Consider the following 19,933-nt stretch of genomic DNA (forward strand, 5'->3'; position numbering starts at 1 on the left):
CGTGCTTGCTGAACTCATAAATATTAAGGCGTTTCGCTCTTACTTTGCTCGCACAATTGCTGGGCGTTCGTAGCCTTCGTTAGCAGTCAAATACTCAATATCAGCCTTGACTGTTGCAGGCGTTGAACCAATTTCCTTAGCAATACGCGACGTTGCCCAGCCCTGATCAGCCAGCTCGCGCACCTGCTTACGGCGCTTCGTGCGTGCCGCATCAGTGCTCGACTTTGCCGACTTCTTCGTGGACTTTGCCTTCGTAGACTTCGACTTCGTGGACTTTGCAGTCGACTTCGTCTTGCTTGTAGCACGACGACCGCGACCACGACGCTTCGAAGGACCCTGTGCACGCTTTTCAGCGAGCAGACGGAAAGCATCCTCTTCGCTAATCGTCTTCGCATCGTACTGCTTTGGCAACGTACGGTTCGTTGTGCCATCAGTGATGTACATGCCGTAGAAGCCCTCTTTAATCGTGACTGGCTTGCCCGATTCAGGGTCATTGCCGAACTCACGAATAGGTGGCTTTGCTGCACGACGGCCACGGCCATACTTTGGCTGAGCAAACAGATCTTGTGCCTGCTTAAGCGTCACGGTAAAGATCGCATCCTCGTTCTCAAGCGAACGCGTATCCGACTTACCGTCAGCACCCTTCTTCGAAAGATATGGGCCATAACGACCGTTGCTGGCCGTAATAACAACCTGCTGCGTCTCACCCGTCTTCTCGTTGACCTCATCATAGGTGCCAACTTCACGAGGCAAGCTCAGCAGCTGCAAAGCCTGCTCCAGCGTCAACGTCTCTGGACTCATCGACTTAAACAGCGAAGCCATCTTTGGACGTGGAGCCTTCTTCGCATCCGTGCCCTCTGGAGCTTCTTCAACCAAGGCAACGTATGGGCCGAAACGACCATTACGCACCTCAACCGTGCCGCCCGTTGCTGGATCCTTGCCCAGCACACGTGGACCGCCAGCATTCGACTCAATGAGCTCACGGCCCTTAGTCACAGTCAATTCGTCTGGCAGCAGCGTATCTGGCAGCGTAGCGCGACGAGGATTGCCTTCAGCATCCTTCGTGTTGACATCCTCAAGATATGGGCCGTAACGGCCGACGCGCACCTGCAGACCGTCGCCGATTTCAATCGTATTAATCTCACGCGCATCAATATCGCCGAGCTGTGCAACCTGCTGCTGCAGGCCAATATGAGCGTCTTCAGCCGACTGAGCCGTGCCCTTACCCGAACCGAAGTAGAAATGCGTCAGCCAATCCTGACCCGTTTCCTTGCCGTGAGCAATTTCATCAAGACCATGTTCCATATCTGCAGTGAATTCGTAATCCACATACTTAGGGAAGTTCGTCTCGAGCAACTTCACAACAGCAAATGCGAGCCACGATGGCACGAGTGCACGGCCGCGTTCATAAACGTAGCCACGATCAATAATCGTCGAAATAATGCTGGCGTACGTCGAAGGACGGCCAATTTCCTTGGCTTCGAGCGTCTTGACCAAGCTTGCTTCGGTGTAGCGTGCTGGAGGCTGCGTTTCGTGGCCATCAGCTGCCACATCCGTTGCGTGCAGTTCGTCACCCTGCTGCATTGGAGGCAGCGAAACGTCGTTCTGCTTCGACTTACCCTCAGCAGCGTGCTTCTCATGGTCACCCATAACGCGCAGGAATCCAGGGAACTCAATAACCGTGCCCGAGGCTTGGAATTCTGCCTCACCCTGAGTGCCGGCATCAGCCGTCAGGTGCACAGTTGCCGTCTCACCCGTTGCGTCAGCCATCTGCGAGGCCAGCGTACGGCGCCAGATCAGCGTGTACAGCTTGAGCTGGTCAGCTGGCAGCGTTGTTGCCAACTCATCTGGGGAGCGGAAGTGCGAGCCCGCAGGACGAATACATTCGTGGGCTTCCTGAGCGCCCGCCGTCTTCGTTGCGTACTGCTTTGGCTTTTCAGAAAGATATTGATTTCCGAAGTGCTGCGTAACCGATTCGCGCGCCGCAGCGATTGCTTCGTGCGAAAGCGTGACTGAGTCAGTACGCATATACGTAATGTAACCGTTTTCGTACAGGCTTTGAGCGGCTCGCATCGTAGCACGGCTCGACATACCCAAACGGTTACCAGCAGCCTGCTGCATCGTGGACGTCGTGAATGGTGGTGCAGGACGCCTACGGTATGGCTTCGTTTCCATCTTGGCAACGCGGAACTGAGCCTGCTTCAGCGACTCAGCAACATCATTGGCCATCGACTCATCAATAGCCAGCACATTGTCCTTGCGCGAAGCTTCGCGCAGCTGGCCGCTTTCATCAAAGTCCTTCGAAGCAGCCAAACGACGACCATTCAAAGCCACCATACGTGCTTCGAATGCCGTGTTTTCATCGCTCTTCGATACGAGCTGTGCAATAACGTCCCAATATGATGCGCGGACGAATGCCATACGTTCGCGTTCACGCTCCACAATCAGGCGCGTAGCCACGGACTGCACACGGCCTGCCGAAAGACCTGGGCCAACCTTGCGCCACAACACTGGCGACAGTTCGTAGCCATACAAACGATCGAGAATACGACGCGTCTCCTGAGCGTCGACCATATGATCATCGACTTGACGCGTGTTATCAAGCGATGCGCGAATAGCCTCTGGTGTGATCTCGTGGAACACCATGCGCTTGACTGGCACCTTTGGCTTCAGCGTTTGTACCAAGTGCCATGCAATAGCTTCACCTTCGCGATCCTCATCAGTTGCCAGATAGAGTTCGTCAGCGTTCTTCAGCGCCGAACGCAGTTCTGAAACGGTGCGCTTCTTATCATTGCCCACCACATAATATGGCGCGAATCCGTCGTTGACATCGACGCCAAATTTACCAAAGCGCTGCTTCTGCGAAGCTGGCACCTGGCTCGGTTGGGCTAAGTCTCGAATGTGTCCCACTGACGCGAGCACGGTGTATCCGTTACCCAGATATCCACCAATCTTCTTGGCCTTCGCGGGAGACTCCACGATAACGAGCTTGCTGCCTGTAGCCATATTGCTCCTCAGTACTGTATGCAAATCGTGCCATATCTTACATAATTAATGGCGTGTGATTATGCCTTTGCTCGTCATAATACACACGCCATTCGCAATTCCGCCGATTACGTGAGTACGGCGAGATCATTTCTTACTGCATTGGAGGAGCTGGCGGAGCTCCGAGCAGACCAACGCGAGTTAATGGTGAGGCAGTTATTTGACGCATAGCCAAAACGAGTCCACACGCTAATGCCGTGCAACCGAAAACACATGCTGTTGTTGCGTTAATAGAGCCAGAAATCGTCCATGCGGAACCAATATCAAGGCCTGGTTGCAACTGCACTAATACATAGAGGCCATAGATAATTGCACATAAACCACCCGTAATAAATACGGAGCTCACAATTTGAATGCTTGGCGACGACACGCGCGTGCCTGGTGTATCCATGCCCGAGTGACCCGTGAAGGCCAACATAATCATGGCCAAACCAAGTGCAATCAGCGTAGAAAGCACAACGTCAACTGGACGATGCCATTGGTTCACAATAACGGTTAAACCAACGCTTGACGAGAAAATAAGGCCAACAACAGCACACAGTGCACGCCATGCATGAGGTACAGCGCAAATCAGCACAATCGACGAGGCAATGGCCAGCATCATGTTGCCTGAAGGCGCTGAGTTCGCCGAATTCGATTCCACATGAATCAGCAGAGGACGCGGCAGCAGTGGCTTTAAGAAATGAATAGCAGCTGTGCAAACTGCGCAATAAATAGCAAGCTGAATCATTAAACGCCAGCGACGGCGCACACCTGCCACAATTAAGGCAATAAGCGTGAGCACACCAGCAATTGCAGCAACAATCGTTTCATTAGCTAACGGCCAATTGGCTGAGGCCGTCAGGAACATTGGCAAAGCCGATGCGTAATTCCTGACTACGCCATCTTCGAAAACTTGGCCTTGCACCGTAAGTACGGACCACCAGAATGCAAAAGCACCAAGCGCTAATGCAATAACGGCGAAAATAACGCACAGTGCAATGCTGGAACGACGTGGTCGCACTGTCAGTGGATCCAGCTGTGCTAAGCCCTGATCCGCATGAATAGTCAAATCATCGTCATCATCCTGCTGCACATCAACGGCGTCTGCAGGAGTTTGCCATGCGTGCGAAGAGGATTGCGGCAGAGTTGCCGATGCTCGATTCGCTACTGGCGTTGGCGGCTCATGAGAAGCAGCACTCCAGAACGAATCGTGATCATCGTCATTTGCTACTGCGCCGAACGATAAACGATCCGATTGCGAAGCGGCATCCGATGCCTGATCAGCATCATGCTTTGCTGGCATTGGCTGCCAATGCAGCGTACGGCGTACCGGTTCCTCTTGCGGCTGTGCCGATTGTGTTGGTGCTTGAGACTGTGCCGATTCTTGCGGCCTTGGTGTCTCTAATGGTGAAGACTCGTTATGCAGTTGCGTCATACTTCTTGACTTTACGCCACTTACTTGTGCGCGTCTGATAACTGCCTGAAGATATAGAAAAACCTTCACGCACCCAACAGAGGCCGCTTACCCTTGCTACGTTCCCGTCCTGGGGGGATTGGGCGACATATTGCCACGTGAAGGCATTCATAAGTGTACACTACCCTGCGACTGATGACCAGTAGCGAAATGGGGCACACCCAAAAATAGGATGCGCCCCACTCACAAAGGTAGGCAAGTTCAGTGTGCAGCCGCTGTGCGGCAGAAATCACAGAACTCTAATAAACTCAAGCCTTCCAGACGTCCTTACCTGCGGCCTTTGCTGCAGCAACGTCGGCGTCGAGCTGAGCCTCATCACCCTCAACCTTACCGGCGATGAACTCTTCAACGAGCTGGCGTGCCTCGTTGTCCTCGTGCTGAACTGCAGGAGACTTCATGAAGTACGACGATGGAGCGAGCACTGGGCCAGCGAGACCGCGGTCAAGAGCGATCTTTGCTGCACGCAGAGCGTCGATGACGATGCCAGCCGAGTTTGGCGAATCCCACACCTCGAGCTTGTACTCAAGGTTCAGAGGGACGTCACCGAACGTCGTGCCTTCGAGACGCACGAATGCGAACTTACGATCGTCGAGCCAAGCAACGTAATCGGAAGGACCGATGTGGACGTTGTATGGATCCATATCGTGAGGAACGATCGACGTGACTGCACGCGTCTTCGAGATCTTCTTGGACTCGAGACGGGAGCGCTGCAGCATGTTCATGAAGTCCATGTTGCCGCCGACGTTGAGCTGGTACGTACGATCAAGACGCACGCCACGGTCCTCGAACAGGCGAGCCAGCACGCGGTGCGTGATCGTTGCGCCAACCTGGGACTTGATATCGTCACCAACGATTGGAACGCCAGCGTCGCGGAACTTCTGAGCCCACACTGGGTCAGAAGCAATGAACACAGGCAGGCAGTTCACGAATGCGCAGCCAGCATCCATAGCAGCCTGTGCATAAGCCTTATCTGCTTCTTCGGAGCCCACTGGCAGGTAAGAAATAAGAACGTCAATGTTCTTATCCTTAAGCACCTGAGCCACATCCACTGGCTCAACTTCGGACTCGGTGATCATCTGGCGGTAGTACTCACCCAGACCATCGAACGTAGGACCACGCAGCACTTCAACGCCCAGATTTGGAACGTCGGAGAACTTAATCGTGTTGTTCTGCGAAGCGAAAATTGCCTCGGACAGATCCTTGCCGACCTTCTCCGAATCAACATCGAAAGCAGTAACGAACTCAATATCGCTAACGCGGTAGCCTCCGAAGTTGTTGTGCATCAGACCAGGGATCTTCTCATCATCCTTGGTGTCCTTGTAGTATTCCACGCCCTGAACGAGGGACGAAGCGCAGTTGCCCACGCCGGCGATAGCCACGCGAATGCTCATCTCTTACGGCTCCTTTAAAAAAGTGTCTCTTGTAACGGTCGACCTTACGGAGGTTTCCAAACCCCTAGCATACAAGCGCCACTGCCACAAACGCCGAGTATTTGCAGTGCAAGAAACTTCTCAAGGGGGCTTGAATAGTGAAGATTTTTGAACTTGAGCATTATTATCTTCGCGTTTTTCAGCCCAAACGATTACCTTGGAGAGTATGGCTTCACAGACACGCAAAGCGAGTTCCAGCGCCAATTCGAATTCACCACGTTCTGCTCGTTCAGCACGTAGTGCTTCCTCTCGTTCGACTTCGAGCAATGCCTCGAGCCGTTCAACGCGCTCGGCGAACTCGGCTCGAACATCGTCGCAGCGACCACAGAATTCTGGTCCACGACGCAAAGCACCAAATCAGCATTCGAAGGATACGAACCGCAAGCGCAAGGGCTTGTGGTGGAAGATTCCTGTAGGCATTATTGGCGCACTGCTGGTGGCAGGTCTTGCTGTTTTCGCATACCTGTACGCCACCACCTCTATCCCTCAGCCAGACAAAATTGCGTTGGCTGAGAAAACGACGGTTTATTACTCTGATGGCACCACGAAGATTGGCTCGTACGCTGATCAGAACCGTGAAATCATTGATTGCTCGGTGCTCCCAGATTATGTGGGCAAGGCAATTGTGGCTTCGGAGGACCGTTCGTTCTACACGAACAAGGGTATTGACCCAATCGGCATCACGCGTGCATTAATTAACAACCTGTCTGGTGGTGCACGTCAGGGTGGTTCTACCATCACCCAGCAATATGCTGAGCGTTATTATCTTGGCGAAACAACGTCTTATGCAGGCAAGGCTAAAGAGGCTGTGCTTGCACTGAAGATCAACAATTCGCAGAACAAAGACGAAATTCTGTGCAACTACATGAACACGATCTACCTTGGTCGTGGCGCATACGGCATTCAGGCCGCTGCACAGGCATATTTCGGTAAGGATGCGAAGGATCTGACGCTTCCTGAGGCTGCCACGATTGCTGGCATTATTCCAGCACCTAGCTCGTGGAACCCTGGCGTCAACCCAGATAAGGCCAAGGAACGCTTCGACCGCGTGATTCGCATTATGACTGAAGACGGTTATATTACGAAGCAGCAGGCCGCGGATGCCAAGTTCCCAGAAGTAGTTCCGGAATCGCAAAACAATATGTTTGCGGGCCAGAATGGCTACTTGCTCTCCACTGTGCAAAAAGAGTTGCTTGACTCGAAGGCATTTACTAAGGAAGAGCTCGAAACCGGCGGCTACTCGATTATTACGACGCTCGATAAAGACATGCAGTCGCGCATGACTGAAGTCGGTGACGCCCGACCTGAAGGTATGCCAGATTCCATTCAGATTGGCGGTATTGCCGTTGATCAAAAGACTGGCGAAGTGCGCGCTATGTATGGCGGCCATGACTACTTGCAGAAGGCCCTGAATAACGCAACGCAGGCTACATTCCAGCCTGGCTCCACGATGAAGCCATTCGGCTTAATTGGTGCAGCTCAGAGCGATGTCAGCTTCGCAACGCTGTTCAACGGTAATTCGCCTGTGCGCTTTGAAACGACGCCAGGTGTGTACGCCGAAGTGCCTAACGCATTGAATGTCAGCTATGGCAATATCAATCTGAACCAAGCAACAGCTAACTCGGTCAACACGGTGTTCATGAACGTCAACCAGAACCTGACGCCTGAACGCTATGCCAAGATCGTTGCCGATGCTGGTATTAAGAGCAAGATTGATCCAAATACGCTCTATAACATTCTTGGTATTAACTCGATTACTGTGTGGGATCTGGCTCAGGGCCACTCGACGATTGCTGCAAACGGCATGAAGACGAAGCTGCACGTGGTGTCGAAGGTTACGAAGGATGGCAAGGATATGTACCGTCCTAACGTGCAGAGCACCAAGGTGTTCGACGAGAACGATTGTGCTCTGACGCAGCACGCTATGCTCGGTACAACTACGAACGGTACTGCTGCTGGTATTAGTCAGGCACTGGGCCGCCAGGTTGCTGGTAAGTCTGGTACGGCTAATGATGAGACTGCAGCAAGCTTCGTTGGTTACACGCCTCAGTTGATGAACGTGTGGGCTATTTGGAACCCAGGCGCAGATGGCAGCAACCAGGTTGTGCCTGAATTCGCTGGCTTCGGCGTTGGTTCGACTGGTTACCCAGCACATCTGTTCAAGGAGTTCATGTCGACCGCCGTGGCCAACATGCCTGTGGAACAGTTCAATACGCCTATTGATAACGGCAAGATTGGTGGCCCTGACGGCAAGTGGGGCATCATGGGCCAGTATCAGGGTGGCAACCAGAAGGGCAACCAGCAGAACCAGCCAGAGCAGAAGGAAGAAGACAAGGATAAGAAGGAATCGCCTTCTACCGAGTCCACTTCTCCTCAGAACTCCCCTTCGCAGTCGCCTCAGCAGCCGGTTGAGCCAGTGAACCCACCTTCACCAACACAACCGACACCAACGGATACGCCGACTACACCAACGCCGACGCAGTCCCCTTCATCGCAACAAGAAAAGGGACAAACCGATTCTGAGCAAAAGTAGCGATTTGTTGCTGGACAGAAATAAATAAAAACTGTTCAGCAACACCGTTGCCAAAGCAACAGAACAACAAAAAGAAACCCCGACACCAACCGTGCCGGGGTTTCTTTGTATATCAGTGAACTTGACTCGAGCTCAGCGTTCGTAACGGTTCACAGCCGAAATAATAGCCTTCAGCGAACTCGTAATCATCGACGAGTCAATACCAACGCCCCACAGCGTGCGACGCTCAGCGTGCTCACCGATTTCGCACTTCACATACGAAGCGGCGTAGGCGTCGGAGCCCACGGACATCGTGTGCTCGGCGTAATCCTGCACTGTAGCGACAATACCGAACGTGTTGATGGCGTTGAGGAAGGCGGCAATCGGGCCGTTTCCGTGGCCTTCAATCGTGCGTTCAACAGCCTTGGCACCTGACGTGCAAGCCTCCGCGCCGCGGTCCAGCACACGGGCCTTAAGCACCGTATCGGAACCATCTTCACCCGACGTAATCATGACGTTGAGCAGCTTCAGACGACCCCACTGCTCGAGCGAGGAATCGTAATCCTTGTTGGTGGCACCGTCGATTTCGGTAGCACCACGCTTGCAAACAGGTAGATACTCGTCCTTGAACAGGCTCCAGATCTCGTCGGCAGTAACCTCACGCTTCGTTTTATCAGCATGAGCCTGTACAACCTTATCGAACTCAATCTGCAGGCTCTTTGGCAGATCAAGATGATGATTGGCCTTGAGCAGGTAAGCCATGCCGCCCTTACCCGACTGCGAATTGACGCGGATAATAGCCTCATACGAGCGGCCAATATCCTTTGGATCAATTGGCAGATATGGCACGAGCCAGACGAACTCTTCAAGCTTCGAACCCTGCTGCTCAGCCGCAAATTCGCGAGCCTCAAGACCCTTCTTAATAGCGTCCTGATGCGAACCAGAGAACGCCGTAAACACGAAGTTACCGGCGTATGGATGGCGCTCAGAAATGCGGATCTGGTTGCAGTACTCAACCGTCTTACGAATCATTGGCATATCGTCGATTTCGAGCTGCGGATCAATACCCTGCGTCAGCATATTGAGCGCCAGCGTAATCAGATCGACGTTGCCCGTGCGCTCACCGTTGCCCAGCAGGCAGCCCTCAATACGGTCGGCGCCAGCCAGCAGGCCCAGCTCAGCAGCAGCAACGCCCATACCCTCATCGTTGTGAGGGTGCAGCGACAGTACCACCGATTCGCGGTTGTCGAGATTACGCGAAATGAATTCCACCTGATCGGCGAACACATTTGGTGTAGTCATCTCAACTGTGGCCGGCAGATTAATGATCATTGGGTGATCTGGCGTTGGCTGAATAACATCAATAACGGCATTGCACACTTCGAGTGCGTACTCAGGCTCAGTGCCCGTGAACGACTCTGGCGAATACTCGTAATACAGATCAATGCCCGAAGTCTCAGCTTCCAGCTGCTTGCACAGATTGGCAGCATCGGTGGCGAGGCGCTTAATGCCGTCGCGGTCCTTGCGGAACACCACCTCGCGCTGCAGCACAGAAACGGAGTTGTAGAAGTGCACTACGGCGCGCTTCGCACCGCGCAGGCACTCATAGGTTTTACGAATCAGATGCTCACGAGCCTGTGTCAGCACAACAATCGTGACATCATCTGGAATCAGCTCGCGCTCAATCAGAATACGAATGAAGTCGTAGTCCGTTTCAGAAGCGCTTGGGAAGCCAACCTCAATTTCTTTGAAGCCCATTTTGATGAGCAAATTCCAGAAGCGCAGCTTACGCTCTGCATCCATTGGATTCACGAGGGCCTGATTGCCATCGCGAAGATCTACCGAGCACCACCGTGGAGCTCGACGAAGCTTATGATTTGGCCAAGTGCGTTGTGTGTATTCAAACGGCACTTGCTTGTGATATGCCACATACTTGGCAAATGGCATAGAACTTGGTTTTTGAGGGCATCCAATATAACGAGCTGGAGGTAGTAGCGGATCGTTATTTCCCCCGTTGGATGCCGCGGCAACTGCAGCAAGATCAAACACTGACGATTGATCCTGGACCATCTCTCCTCCTTGCATCAGCTCACTTTGATACGAAACTCTACCGCGAAACGGGGGGAAAGTGGGAATATGTTTCAAAACTTTGCACAAAATCTGGGCATTTTATGCAAAGGGGGTGCAAAGAGGAGTATAAGACGCCGGATTCAGGCTAAATGAAACCTAAATCTCAAACAAAGATCTCGGACCGAATCAGGTCCGAATCTCAGGCCATAAGATTGACGCCAACGCGATCAATGCAATAAGCATTACCAAGCCATGTATGACGCGAATTTGGCCACACAGCACCCAAACGAGGTGCATTCTGGCTCATCCAAATCGATGGCACACGACCATCGTTTGAACGCGAACCAAGCAGATTGAAGCCATTCTTTTCCAACAGCCATTCTGGATGCTGCGTTGCAATAGCCAGACCCTCTTCAAGCGTTAATGGCAGACGCTCATCGGTTTCAATGAGCTTACGAGCCACATCTGGCTCACGATTGACATAGCACGTACCCGTATGTGGCTCTACAACCAAATAGAACGGGCCCTCTGGCGGCTCAAAGCCACCGGTTGGAGCAAAGCTGACAATATCGCGCGGCGGCATAGTAGTGAAGCCAGCCATGCGGTTAATTGAGGTTCGAGCAATTAGTGATTCTGGAGACACGAGCTCACGCGTTGGGATCAGCAGAATATTGCTACCCAAATCAGCCATATCAAGCTGTGGTTCTTCAAGGGAACGCAATAGTGGGTCAGCGAGTGCACGGAATGCGTCCGCACTCATATCCGCCACATCTGGATATCCCAGTGCAATAATGCGTTCGAGTTGCCTACGTGCTTCTTGTGATGCCTCCGACATGGCTTCCAGCCTAGCGCGTCACCGCGTCACTGTGCGGTTTCGCTGCTAGGCATGAACCAAATGATGGAATTTTTGAAGCGTCAGAGCTGATCAGCGAAATGCTTCTGAGCCACAATTTCTGCAAGCTCAATGGCATTCAATGCAGCGCCCTTGCGCAAGTTATCGTTCGTAACGAATAGTGCCAAGCCCTTATGGCCATCAACAGCCTGATCTTGGCGAATACGGCCCACAAACGATGGCGTCTTGCCAGCAGCCAGCTGTGCTGTAGGAATATCCACGAGCTCAACAGCAGGAGCAACACTCAGCACTGCACGAGCTTCATCTGGCGTGACATCCTGTTCGAATTCAGCATTCACGCTCATGCCATGTGCAGTGAACACACCAACGCGCACACAGGTGCATGAAGCCTTGAGATCTGGCAGATGCAGAATCTTGCGGCTTTCGTTGCGCAACTTCTGCTCCTCATCGGTTTCTTCCGAGCCGTCGTCAACAATGGCGCCAATAAATGGCACTTCGTTAAACGCAATAGTGCGTACGACCTTGGTTGGCTCTGGGAACGTAATCGCGTCGCCACCGAACACGAGCTTATCGGCGCCCTGTTCAATTGCTGCAGCAGCCTCATTCATAAGCTGTTCCACGCCTGCACGACCAGCGCCCGACACTGCCTGGTACGAGCTCACAATCAGGCGCTTGAGACCGAACTTATCGGCAAGCGGTTTCATAACCGGCATAATGGCCATTGTCGTGCAGTTCGGATTGGCCACAATGCCTGCAGGAATCTCATCAAGATCCTCAGGATTCACCTCAGCCACAACAAGCGGCACATTGTCATGCATACGCCACTGAGACGAGTTATCAATAACAATCGCACCAGCTTCAGCGAACTTTGGTGCCCACACCTTAGACGTGCCACCACCGGCCGAGAAAATCGCAATATCAATGCCCGAAAGATCAGCCTGAGCCACATCTTCCACAGGCACTTCATGACCCTGCCATTCCAGCACCTGGCCGGCTGAGCGAGCCGAAGCCATGAATCGAAGATTCTTCACTGGGAAGTTACGCTCGGCCAGCACTCGGCGCATCACCATGCCGACCTGTCCGGTTGCGCCCAAAACTGCTACATTCACGCCGCGTTCGTTGATCTGTACCATTGGATCTCCTGCTTTTGCTGTTGTGTTGTCTGTTGTGTTACCTGCTACATTTCCCGTTACGTTATCTGCTGCGATTACTCGCGTCTGATTTAGCGTCCCGTACCGCCGTAAACAACGGCTTCTACCTTGTCTGCATCAAGACCGTAGGCCGTGTGCAACGCCTTAACTGCGGCGTCGAGCTCATCGAGCGAAACGAGTGCGGCAATACGAATTTCTGACGTCGAAATCATGAGCACGTTAATGCCCTGCTCACTCAACGCCTGGAAGAAAATGGCAGCCAGACCCGAGTGCGTTTTCATACCAATGCCAACCACAGCAACCTTGCCCACGTTCGTATCAACGTCGAACGAATTAAAACCAAGTTCGTCCTGCTTCTCGATCAGCAAGTCACGCACCCTGTTTCCCGTGGAGCCCGGCACCGTGAACGAAATATCAGCGAGGCCCGTTGACGCACCTGCCTGCACAATCATGTCGACGTTCACGCCAGCTTCAGCCAGTCCGCGGAACACTTGTGCAGCCATACCCGGCTCATCCGTGACGCCGCGCAGCGTAACGAGCGTCTCCGTTTTGTCGTGAGCCACGCCCGAAATAATTGGCGTCTCCTGGCCGAGATCTGGGAAAAGATCACCGAGATTCTGCTGTTCCGCGTCCGTCATGGGTACACTCCTGCCGTTTAGTGATGTTTCGAACGTTCGTTGTGATGTTTTGAGTATTTTTTTGATTTCTCGCTAGGCGACGTAACTGTTAGAGGTTCGGTAATGTGGCCGGATTGACACCATCTGGCACAATAACCGTTCCTCGCCTATGCGAGAACGAGCTGCGCACATGCAGTGGCATCTTGAAGCGCTGTGCATATTCCACGCAACGCAAAGCAAGCACCTTAGAACCGCATGAGGCCATTTCAAGAATTTCTTCGTAACCAATTGCTGGAATGCGTCGTGCCGTTGGCACAATACGAGGATCGGCCGTAAAGACGCCATCCACATCGGTGTAAATTTCGCAGACATCAGCACCTAATGCCACTGCCAAAGCCACTGCAGAAGTATCGGATCCACCACGACCCAGCGTGGTTGCATCGCCTTTTTCACTGCGGCCTTGGAAACCTGCCACAATTGCCACACTGCCTGTATCAAGAGCATGACGTACTCGAGCAGGGTTCACGGCCTTGATGTGAGCAGCGCCGAATTGCGCATCGGTCATAAATCCAGCCTGAGAACCCGTGAATGAATAAGCGTGAGAGCCGGCCGCGTGAATAGCCATAGCCAACAAACTCATAGAAATTCGCTCACCAGCGGTCATGAGCATGTCCATCTCACGAGCGGGAGGCTGCGAATCAATACTCAACGCTTGGTCAATTAAATCGTCAGTCGTGTCGCCCATAGCCGAGACGACAACAGCAACCTCATTGCCAGCGTTTTTTGTTTCGATAATTCGCCGAGCAACTCGCTTAATCGAGTCAGCATCGGCTACGGATGAGCCACCATATTTCTGAACGATGAGCGCCACGACAATCCTGTTCTCTCATAAGCCTCGCACTGCGAGACCCCATCCGTATAGATCGTGCCGGAAGTCCGGTTACGCAACGTGATTATAGGAACGTCGTGGCTTGAATCTTGGCTGGCTCCCATTATGCGATATAACGGGGCTCAGTCCTCAGACATCACGGCGCCCTGCTAATGCACGCGACAATGTAATTTCGTCAGCATATTCAAGATCGCCGCCAACTGGAAGGCCACTTGCCAAGCGCGTAACTTTTAACTCGAGCGGTGTTAGTAATCGGCTCAAATAGGTCGTGGTTGCTTCACCCTCAATATTTGGATTCAGTGCCACAATCACTTCTTTGACGCTGCCATCTTTAAGTCGATCAAGCAGCTTTGGAATCGACAAATCATTTGGACCAATATTGGCCATTGGATTGATCGTGCCACCGAGCACGTGGTACAGGCCACGGTATTCACGCGTACGCTCAATGCTCATCACATCTTTTGGCTCTTCTACAACGCAGATCATGGAACGATCACGGCGAGGATCTGAGCAGATTGTGCAAGGGCTTGTTTCGCACACATTGCCGCAGATCTCACAGAAACGAATATTGTGCTTAGCATCGAGCACAGCATCAGCAAGGCGCTGTGCTTCTTCTTCTGAAGCACTGAGCATATAGAACGCAATGCGCTGTGCACCCTTAGGACCAATGCCAGGAAGACTTGCGAACGCATCAATAAGGCGCTGAATTGCGCCATCATAGGCCATAGCCATAGTTCCACCTTGAAATCTTGTGATTGCTCTACTAGCTGCGAGTAATCAAACCGTAAGCAAATACCACCGTGCGCAATCAAGCAGCATTGCAAGCTCGCGAATTTGTTTCGTGAACTGTGCAATGCTGTTGAGCTGTGCAATGCTGTTGAGCAAAGTTCGTAGTAATCAGTCGAGATTCTTGTGGGCGTGCTGATTATGAGGGTTACCCGGATCATCAGCAGCAAAATCTTGTTCTGACTTAACTTCAAACATGCGTTTGAGCTCATCAATTCCCACAGCGCCCATACCATCAAGATCTTGATCATCGAGCGAATACACATCGTGCTCAGCATCGACTTGTGGCGTTGGCATCTGAGGACCGTTCTGCAGGCCCGGCATGTTCTGGCCAGCACCCTGTGCTGGAGGAACTGCGCCGTCAGGACCGTATGGATCGCCTTCTGGTCCTTCTGCAATGTCTTGCTGTGATTGTGCAGCAGAACCAAAGCCCGTATTCGACGAAGCGAACTGACCATGCGTCTGCGACTGGGCCCATGGATCATCGCTCTCCTGCTGCGCCGCGGTTACTGTATGCTCCACAGCATTGTGCTGCTGTGGCTGCGATGCAGACGAAGTCTGTGGCGCTGGCAGCGACTGACCAATTGGCTGAGCCCAAGGATCGTTGAGATCAATTTGTGGGTGCAGCATAGATGCTGCATTGCCTTGAATTGGCGTAGCCCAAGGATCAACAGATGACGCTACGGCAGCTGCTGAAGCGGCATGGTCAGCGTCCGAAGACGTATCACCATGATCCTCAGAACTGGATGTTGTTGCCGAATCCGATGTGCTTGTTTCATGTGAAACAGACTCATGAGCCGTGTGACCAGTATTCCAATCGGAAGTCACAGCCTTCAGATCACGCTGCATGACCTGCGCCTTGATCTTCTTCAACTCGTCCTGCGAAAGACGGCTTACAGGAGGTGCAAATTCACCATTGGCCATCTTCTGCGTAGGAGCCAGCGACACCTGCTGACCGAAGATCTCATGCACCTTAGCTCGCAGAATATCTTGCACACGGTTCGTACCATGTACGGCTTCGCTCGAAACTGCCAGAGCGAAGGCATACTTGCTCAATGGCGTATCGAACTTAATCCACAGACGCTGTTCACCAGTGTTCAAATCGGTAGACAGGTTAATACGTGGCACGTGTACACGATCCACATAATCACGTACCTGATCAGGCAGTGAAGCTACCAGCGCATCCCAGCGCTCATCTGGCGTACCCTGCACTGGTTCAGCAGCTGGAGCACTCGTCTCTTGTGCGACTGCTGGCTGTGCTGCTGGTGTGGTCTGCTGTGTGGAAGCAGGCTGCGCCCACGAATCATGCTGCGAAGACGTTGCCGACTGAGCCCATGCCCCATGCTGTGGCTGCGATTGGGCAGTTTGCTGTGCATCGTGGGTCTTTGGCTCATCGTTGTGCTTCGCACCAATAAAGCCGCCGTGAGGCATTGGAGCCTTGCTATGCGTATCTGCAGCGGGATCAGCCGCTGCAACTGCAGGAGCAGTAACTTGCAGTGCACCTGGCTCACGAGCAGCAAGCAGTCGTGCAGCAAGCAGTTCCAAACGCATACGTGGCGAAATAGCACCCACCATTTGCGACAACGTCTGATCAATCGTCTCTGCCATTGCAGAAATGGCCTGCAAACCAAGTTCCGAAGCCTGACGATGCAAATCATCAGCATGTTCGCTAGCGTCATCACTGAGCACGGATTCTGCCTTATCGCCGCCCAGCGTTAGTACGAGCAGATCGCGCACATATGCGAGCAAATCTTCAACAAAGCGTCGTGCATCGAAGCCGCCAACAATAACCTTCTGGATCACGCCATACAATGCCGTGCCATCGCGGTTAATAACAGCATCAATTGCTTCGCTAATCAGCACATCTGGCGTGAAGCCCAGCAAGCCAACCGCGGAGTCGTAGGTCATAACGCCATCAACTGCGCCAACCATAAGCTGGTCAAGCACCGAAAGCGTATCGCGCACAGAACCGCCGCCAGCACGCATAGCAAGACGCAGTACGCCTGGCTCTGCCTCGACTTCTTCCTTCTTGCAAATGTCTTCAAGATAAGGGCCCATAATCTCTGGTGGCACCAGACGGAATGGGTAATGATGCGTACGCGAACGAATCGTGCCAATAACACGTTCAGGCTCAGTCGTAGCAAAGATGAACATGACGTGCTCAGGTGGCTCTTCAACGATTTTGAGCAATGCGTTGAAGCCCTGAGGCGTCACCATATGAGCCTCATCGAGAATAAAGATCTTATAGCGGTCGCGTGCTGGAGCGAATCCTGCACGATCGCGCAGTTCACGGGCGTCTTCAACACCGTTGTGGCTTGCCGCATCGATTTCAACAACGTCAATCGAGCCTGGGCCACCGTTTGCTAAATCACGACAGCTATCGCATACGCCGCATGGATGCGACGTTGGGCCTTTGACGCAGTTAATGCAGCGCGCCAGAATACGCGCAGAACTCGTTTTACCGCAGCCACGTGGGCCCGAGAATAAATAAGCATGCGTAAGTTTATTCGCATCAAGAGCACGTGTCAGTGGGACCGTAACCTGATCCTGACCAACTACGCCATCAAACGTATCTGGCCTGTACCGGCGATACAGCGCTAATGCCATCAGACTCCTCCACTCTTGACTCAGACTTCGTCTAGCGTAGTCCGTTCAATCAATCTTGCGCGTCGAGCTCCGCATCGGCCTCTTCAAATAGGCCCGTTAATGGATCGCGACCATCACGACGAATTGCTGCAATCGTCTCTTCTTCAGTACTGTTATTGAACGCTTCAGCAACAGCTGGTGGTACCAACACACGCAATGCATTGCCCACTGCCGTAACGTCCACAGGCGCTGAACCCATGTACTCACCATCAGCCAGCAAAATAGGTGGTTCTTCACCCTTGCCGCTGTACGAAATCTTGACTTCGCGTACGCGCTGCCAGCCCAAGAATGGGCAGCTCAGCATACGGCTGGCGTAGCTACGCTTCACAGCCACTGCGCATTCAGCCAAAGTTGGCTTACGCTTGAGCCATACCAAATCAAGCAATCCGTCATTAAATCGCGAATATGGTGACACTTCAATACCGCCACCAATGTGACGCGAGTTTGCCACAGTCAACAGCGAACTAGTGATGTCGTATTCCACAGTCGAGTTATCGGTTAGCACAGCCTCGATGTGGTAGCCATATTCCTTCATGTGCAGCACTTCATGAACCAAAGCCAAGAAGTAGCGCAGCGGGCCATTTGGCACATGCGAGTGATTAGCTCGATCGTTGACGTTGGCGTCAAGACCGCAAGACAGCATGCCACCGAAATACTTATGAATTGGCTGTGGCGTCTCCAGCTCATTGCCCGTTGACGTATCTACAGCACGGCTGCCTGGCAGCGACTTCACCAATCCCAGATCCACATCAATGCTGCACTTACGCACAACAGCGCCAACAATGCCTTCTACTGCTGTTTCAAGGCGGTTCACTGGCAGGCCCATGCCACGTGCAAAATCATTGCCAGAGCCCATGGCCACAATGCCGAGTGGCTTCTTCGTACCGCCCACAGCATTTGCACCGAGTGCAATCATGCCGTCGCCACCAACAACCACGAGATAGTCATACTCGTCAGCTCGCGTTGTGGCGTTGTGCAGCGAATCGTCGAAACTATCGCCAGTCAAGTCCAAAACGGCAAAGCCGTAGGTCTCGCCTTGCTGTTCTAACAGGCGCTTGACTTCGATAAGTGCCTTGGCTCCTGCACCTTTTCCTGAGACGGGATTACCAATCACCGCGATTGTGCCATGCTCTTGCTCCATACCAACTAATGTAATAGTCGGCCTGCCAGTTCACCACATTCCATTGGTCGTGGCGAAACAGATACCTCGTAGCCGCGCGGCTGAAGGGGTTATCTCTTGCGACTGACCACAGGGCATAGGACCAGCACGCGCACGCGCTGAAGTGTGTTGTAAAAACGGCAGAATAACATCACGAGCAGCAATAACTAAAACATCATCTGCTATGACTTCACAGCTTTGTAAATCAGCCGCATTCGCCTGCAACACACGATGCACCGCACTACAAGCATCTTGCCCTTCACGAAGTGCTTGTGCACCAGCAATTGCAGCCATATCTGCTGCGGATTGTGCTCGAGCATGATTAAGCAGCACATTGGCACCCATCACAACAGCCACAATGAGCAACGCACATGCCATAACTAAGGCAGCACCCACAACAGTCATACTGCCCCGATCAGTTTGACCAAGCCAATGCCATATGCTCTTATTTGATCGAAGATTCTTGCCCCAGTGCTTCTTTTCATGTGCGTTGCTCATCATGACCTACTTACGTATGTATGAAGCTTCAGCAGCAGGTAGTATGCCCACGGCTCGGGCTTGCACAGTTGTTGGAAGAACGCCTAGCGGATCAGGAACTACGGCACAAGTCACGGTGACTTCAGCTCCTCCTTGAACTGCTGCCACTTGTACTTGAGCTTGAGATCCTACAACTTGTTGAGCGGCTGCTAAGGCACCCGACGCATGTATGTCATTTTCAACAATCAGCACATGCGCGGCCGCTGCAGCAGCATCTTGGCACTGTAATGACACCACCGATGCTCGTGCTACATACAGCAAAACAGCAGCCAGAACCACAACCACAGGCAAAACACAGGCGAATTCCGCAGTAGCAGCGCCTTCGTCACTCTGTGCAAGCCATTGCCGCAACATACGATCACCCAATAGAAAGCGCACGCTGCACAATGCCTTCGAGCAGCGACTGCACTGTACCTGATTTGAGCAATGCAACAAGTAACGCAGCAAAGCCTGTAGCCGCTACTAATACCACGGCATATTCAGCGGTTGCTGCTCCTCGTTCTGGATCGTCGTCAAGAAAAACACCACGTGGCTGCAAGGCCTCAAGCCAACGCCGACTGCGCATACTCAAGCGAAAGCTCAATGGCCAATGTTGATCAAGATCATGGCCATCTAACAAACGATTGAATTGCTGAGTAGAACTACGATTGAATGCCATCATGAGCTCCTCTTCTCTGAGTTTTTGTGCTTTATGAACATGCTGCTGCATGTTGATTCCACTGTGCATGCTTGGCGTTGTTGCATCGAGCTCAGAACAGCAATGTGCATAACAGTGCGAGGAG

The 19,933-nt window shown here is 52.7% G+C and carries 15 protein-coding genes and 1 other RNA gene; 1 reads left to right on the forward strand and 15 read right to left on the reverse strand.

Annotation, left to right across the window (positions count from 1 at the left end):
* Positions 1 to 39 precede the first annotated feature (39 nt).
* From topA to D2E26_RS06155, 4 genes are all read right to left on the reverse strand, one after another.
* Positions 40 to 3,006, reverse strand: a complete 2,967-nt coding sequence (topA, locus tag D2E26_RS06140) for a type I DNA topoisomerase (protein ID WP_125963815.1) — start codon at positions 3,004 to 3,006, stop codon at positions 40 to 42.
* 133 nt (positions 3,007 to 3,139) lie between these two features.
* Positions 3,140 to 4,462 (reverse strand): phosphatase PAP2 family protein, encoded by a 1,323-nt coding sequence (locus D2E26_RS06145; RefSeq protein WP_125963816.1) that lies wholly within the window; start codon positions 4,460 to 4,462, stop codon positions 3,140 to 3,142.
* 53 nt (positions 4,463 to 4,515) lie between these two features.
* Positions 4,516 to 4,612: signal recognition particle sRNA small type (ffs, locus tag D2E26_RS06150), an RNA gene on the reverse strand.
* A gap of 137 nt (positions 4,613 to 4,749) precedes the next feature.
* Positions 4,750 to 5,892, reverse strand: coding sequence for an inositol-3-phosphate synthase (locus D2E26_RS06155; RefSeq protein WP_125963817.1), 1,143 nt, complete (start codon positions 5,890 to 5,892; stop codon positions 4,750 to 4,752).
* 205 nt (positions 5,893 to 6,097) lie between these two features.
* Here D2E26_RS06155 and D2E26_RS06160 point away from each other — a divergent pair, with 205 nt between their 5' ends.
* A complete protein-coding gene (locus D2E26_RS06160; protein ID WP_241218891.1) occupies positions 6,098 to 8,464 on the forward strand; it encodes a transglycosylase domain-containing protein in 2,367 nt (788 codons plus the stop codon).
* A gap of 132 nt (positions 8,465 to 8,596) precedes the next feature.
* Here the strand turns inward: D2E26_RS06160 and leuA are convergent, their stop codons facing one another.
* The 11 genes from leuA to D2E26_RS06215 form a co-directional block, all read right to left on the reverse strand.
* Positions 8,597 to 10,513, reverse strand: a complete 1,917-nt coding sequence (gene leuA / locus D2E26_RS06165; protein WP_125963818.1) for a 2-isopropylmalate synthase — start codon at positions 10,511 to 10,513, stop codon at positions 8,597 to 8,599.
* A 199-nt stretch (positions 10,514 to 10,712) separates the two neighbouring features.
* Positions 10,713 to 11,348 (reverse strand): DUF5701 family protein, encoded by a 636-nt coding sequence (locus D2E26_RS06170; protein ID WP_125963819.1) that lies wholly within the window; start codon positions 11,346 to 11,348, stop codon positions 10,713 to 10,715.
* 80 nt (positions 11,349 to 11,428) lie between these two features.
* Entirely contained in the window at positions 11,429 to 12,499 is a 1,071-nt protein-coding gene (locus tag D2E26_RS06175; RefSeq protein WP_125963820.1) for an aspartate-semialdehyde dehydrogenase, read from the reverse strand.
* 89 nt (positions 12,500 to 12,588) lie between these two features.
* Positions 12,589 to 13,155 (reverse strand): ACT domain-containing protein, encoded by a 567-nt coding sequence (locus tag D2E26_RS06180; RefSeq protein WP_125963821.1) that lies wholly within the window; start codon positions 13,153 to 13,155, stop codon positions 12,589 to 12,591.
* A gap of 88 nt (positions 13,156 to 13,243) precedes the next feature.
* Positions 13,244 to 14,005 (reverse strand): aspartate kinase, encoded by a 762-nt coding sequence (locus D2E26_RS06185; protein WP_125963822.1) that lies wholly within the window; start codon positions 14,003 to 14,005, stop codon positions 13,244 to 13,246.
* Positions 14,006 to 14,152: 147 nt separating this feature from the next.
* Positions 14,153 to 14,755 carry a recombination mediator RecR gene (gene recR / locus D2E26_RS06190; protein ID WP_125963823.1) on the reverse strand — a complete coding sequence of 201 codons (603 nt, stop codon included), beginning with the start codon at positions 14,753 to 14,755 and terminating at the stop codon, positions 14,153 to 14,155.
* 165 nt (positions 14,756 to 14,920) lie between these two features.
* Positions 14,921 to 17,416, reverse strand: coding sequence for a DNA polymerase III subunit gamma/tau (gene dnaX, locus D2E26_RS06195; protein WP_125963824.1), 2,496 nt, complete (start codon positions 17,414 to 17,416; stop codon positions 14,921 to 14,923).
* Positions 17,417 to 17,465: 49 nt separating this feature from the next.
* Entirely contained in the window at positions 17,466 to 18,596 is a 1,131-nt protein-coding gene (locus D2E26_RS06200; RefSeq protein WP_125963825.1) for a diacylglycerol/lipid kinase family protein, read from the reverse strand.
* A 30-nt stretch (positions 18,597 to 18,626) separates the two neighbouring features.
* Entirely contained in the window at positions 18,627 to 19,112 is a 486-nt protein-coding gene (locus tag D2E26_RS06205) for an Rv3654c family TadE-like protein (protein ID WP_164515892.1), read from the reverse strand.
* A 6-nt stretch (positions 19,113 to 19,118) separates the two neighbouring features.
* Complete coding sequence (locus tag D2E26_RS06210; protein WP_125963827.1) at positions 19,119 to 19,505, reverse strand: TadE/TadG family type IV pilus assembly protein; 387 nt, start codon at positions 19,503 to 19,505, stop codon at positions 19,119 to 19,121.
* A gap of 4 nt (positions 19,506 to 19,509) precedes the next feature.
* On the reverse strand, positions 19,510 to 19,809 hold the full coding sequence (locus D2E26_RS06215; protein WP_241218892.1) for a DUF4244 domain-containing protein: 300 nt from the start codon (positions 19,807 to 19,809) through the stop codon (positions 19,510 to 19,512).
* Positions 19,810 to 19,933: the final 124 nt, after the last annotated feature.

Source organism: Bifidobacterium dolichotidis, assembly GCF_003951975.1.
Taxonomy (GTDB): Bacteria; Actinomycetota; Actinomycetes; order Actinomycetales; family Bifidobacteriaceae; genus Bifidobacterium; species Bifidobacterium dolichotidis.

What these genes read in the sequence shown, in the direction of transcription:
- leuA (WP_125963818.1), bottom strand. Translation starts at nt 10,513, where the DNA reads ATGGTCCAGGATCAATCGTCAGTGTTTGATCTTGCTGCAGTTGCCGCG.
- D2E26_RS06170 (WP_125963819.1), bottom strand. Translation starts at nt 11,348, where the DNA reads ATGTCGGAGGCATCACAAGAAGCACGTAGGCAACTCGAACGCATTATT.
- D2E26_RS06205 (WP_164515892.1), bottom strand. Translation starts at nt 19,112, where the DNA reads ATGAGCAACGCACATGAAAAGAAGCACTGGGGCAAGAATCTTCGATCA.
- D2E26_RS06155 (WP_125963817.1), bottom strand. Translation starts at nt 5,892, where the DNA reads ATGAGCATTCGCGTGGCTATCGCCGGCGTGGGCAACTGCGCTTCGTCC.
- D2E26_RS06175 (WP_125963820.1), bottom strand. Translation starts at nt 12,499, where the DNA reads ATGGTACAGATCAACGAACGCGGCGTGAATGTAGCAGTTTTGGGCGCA.
- D2E26_RS06180 (WP_125963821.1), bottom strand. Translation starts at nt 13,155, where the DNA reads ATGACGGACGCGGAACAGCAGAATCTCGGTGATCTTTTCCCAGATCTC.
- D2E26_RS06210 (WP_125963827.1), bottom strand. Translation starts at nt 19,505, where the DNA reads ATGTTGCGGCAATGGCTTGCACAGAGTGACGAAGGCGCTGCTACTGCG.
- D2E26_RS06145 (WP_125963816.1), bottom strand. Translation starts at nt 4,462, where the DNA reads ATGACGCAACTGCATAACGAGTCTTCACCATTAGAGACACCAAGGCCG.
- recR (WP_125963823.1), bottom strand. Translation starts at nt 14,755, where the DNA reads ATGGCTATGGCCTATGATGGCGCAATTCAGCGCCTTATTGATGCGTTC.
- D2E26_RS06215 (WP_241218892.1), bottom strand. Translation starts at nt 19,809, where the DNA reads ATGGCATTCAATCGTAGTTCTACTCAGCAATTCAATCGTTTGTTAGAT.
- D2E26_RS06200 (WP_125963825.1), bottom strand. Translation starts at nt 18,596, where the DNA reads ATGGAGCAAGAGCATGGCACAATCGCGGTGATTGGTAATCCCGTCTCA.
- D2E26_RS06160 (WP_241218891.1), top strand. Translation starts at nt 6,098, where the DNA reads ATGGCTTCACAGACACGCAAAGCGAGTTCCAGCGCCAATTCGAATTCA.
- topA (WP_125963815.1), bottom strand. Translation starts at nt 3,006, where the DNA reads ATGGCTACAGGCAGCAAGCTCGTTATCGTGGAGTCTCCCGCGAAGGCC.
- dnaX (WP_125963824.1), bottom strand. Translation starts at nt 17,416, where the DNA reads ATGGCATTAGCGCTGTATCGCCGGTACAGGCCAGATACGTTTGATGGC.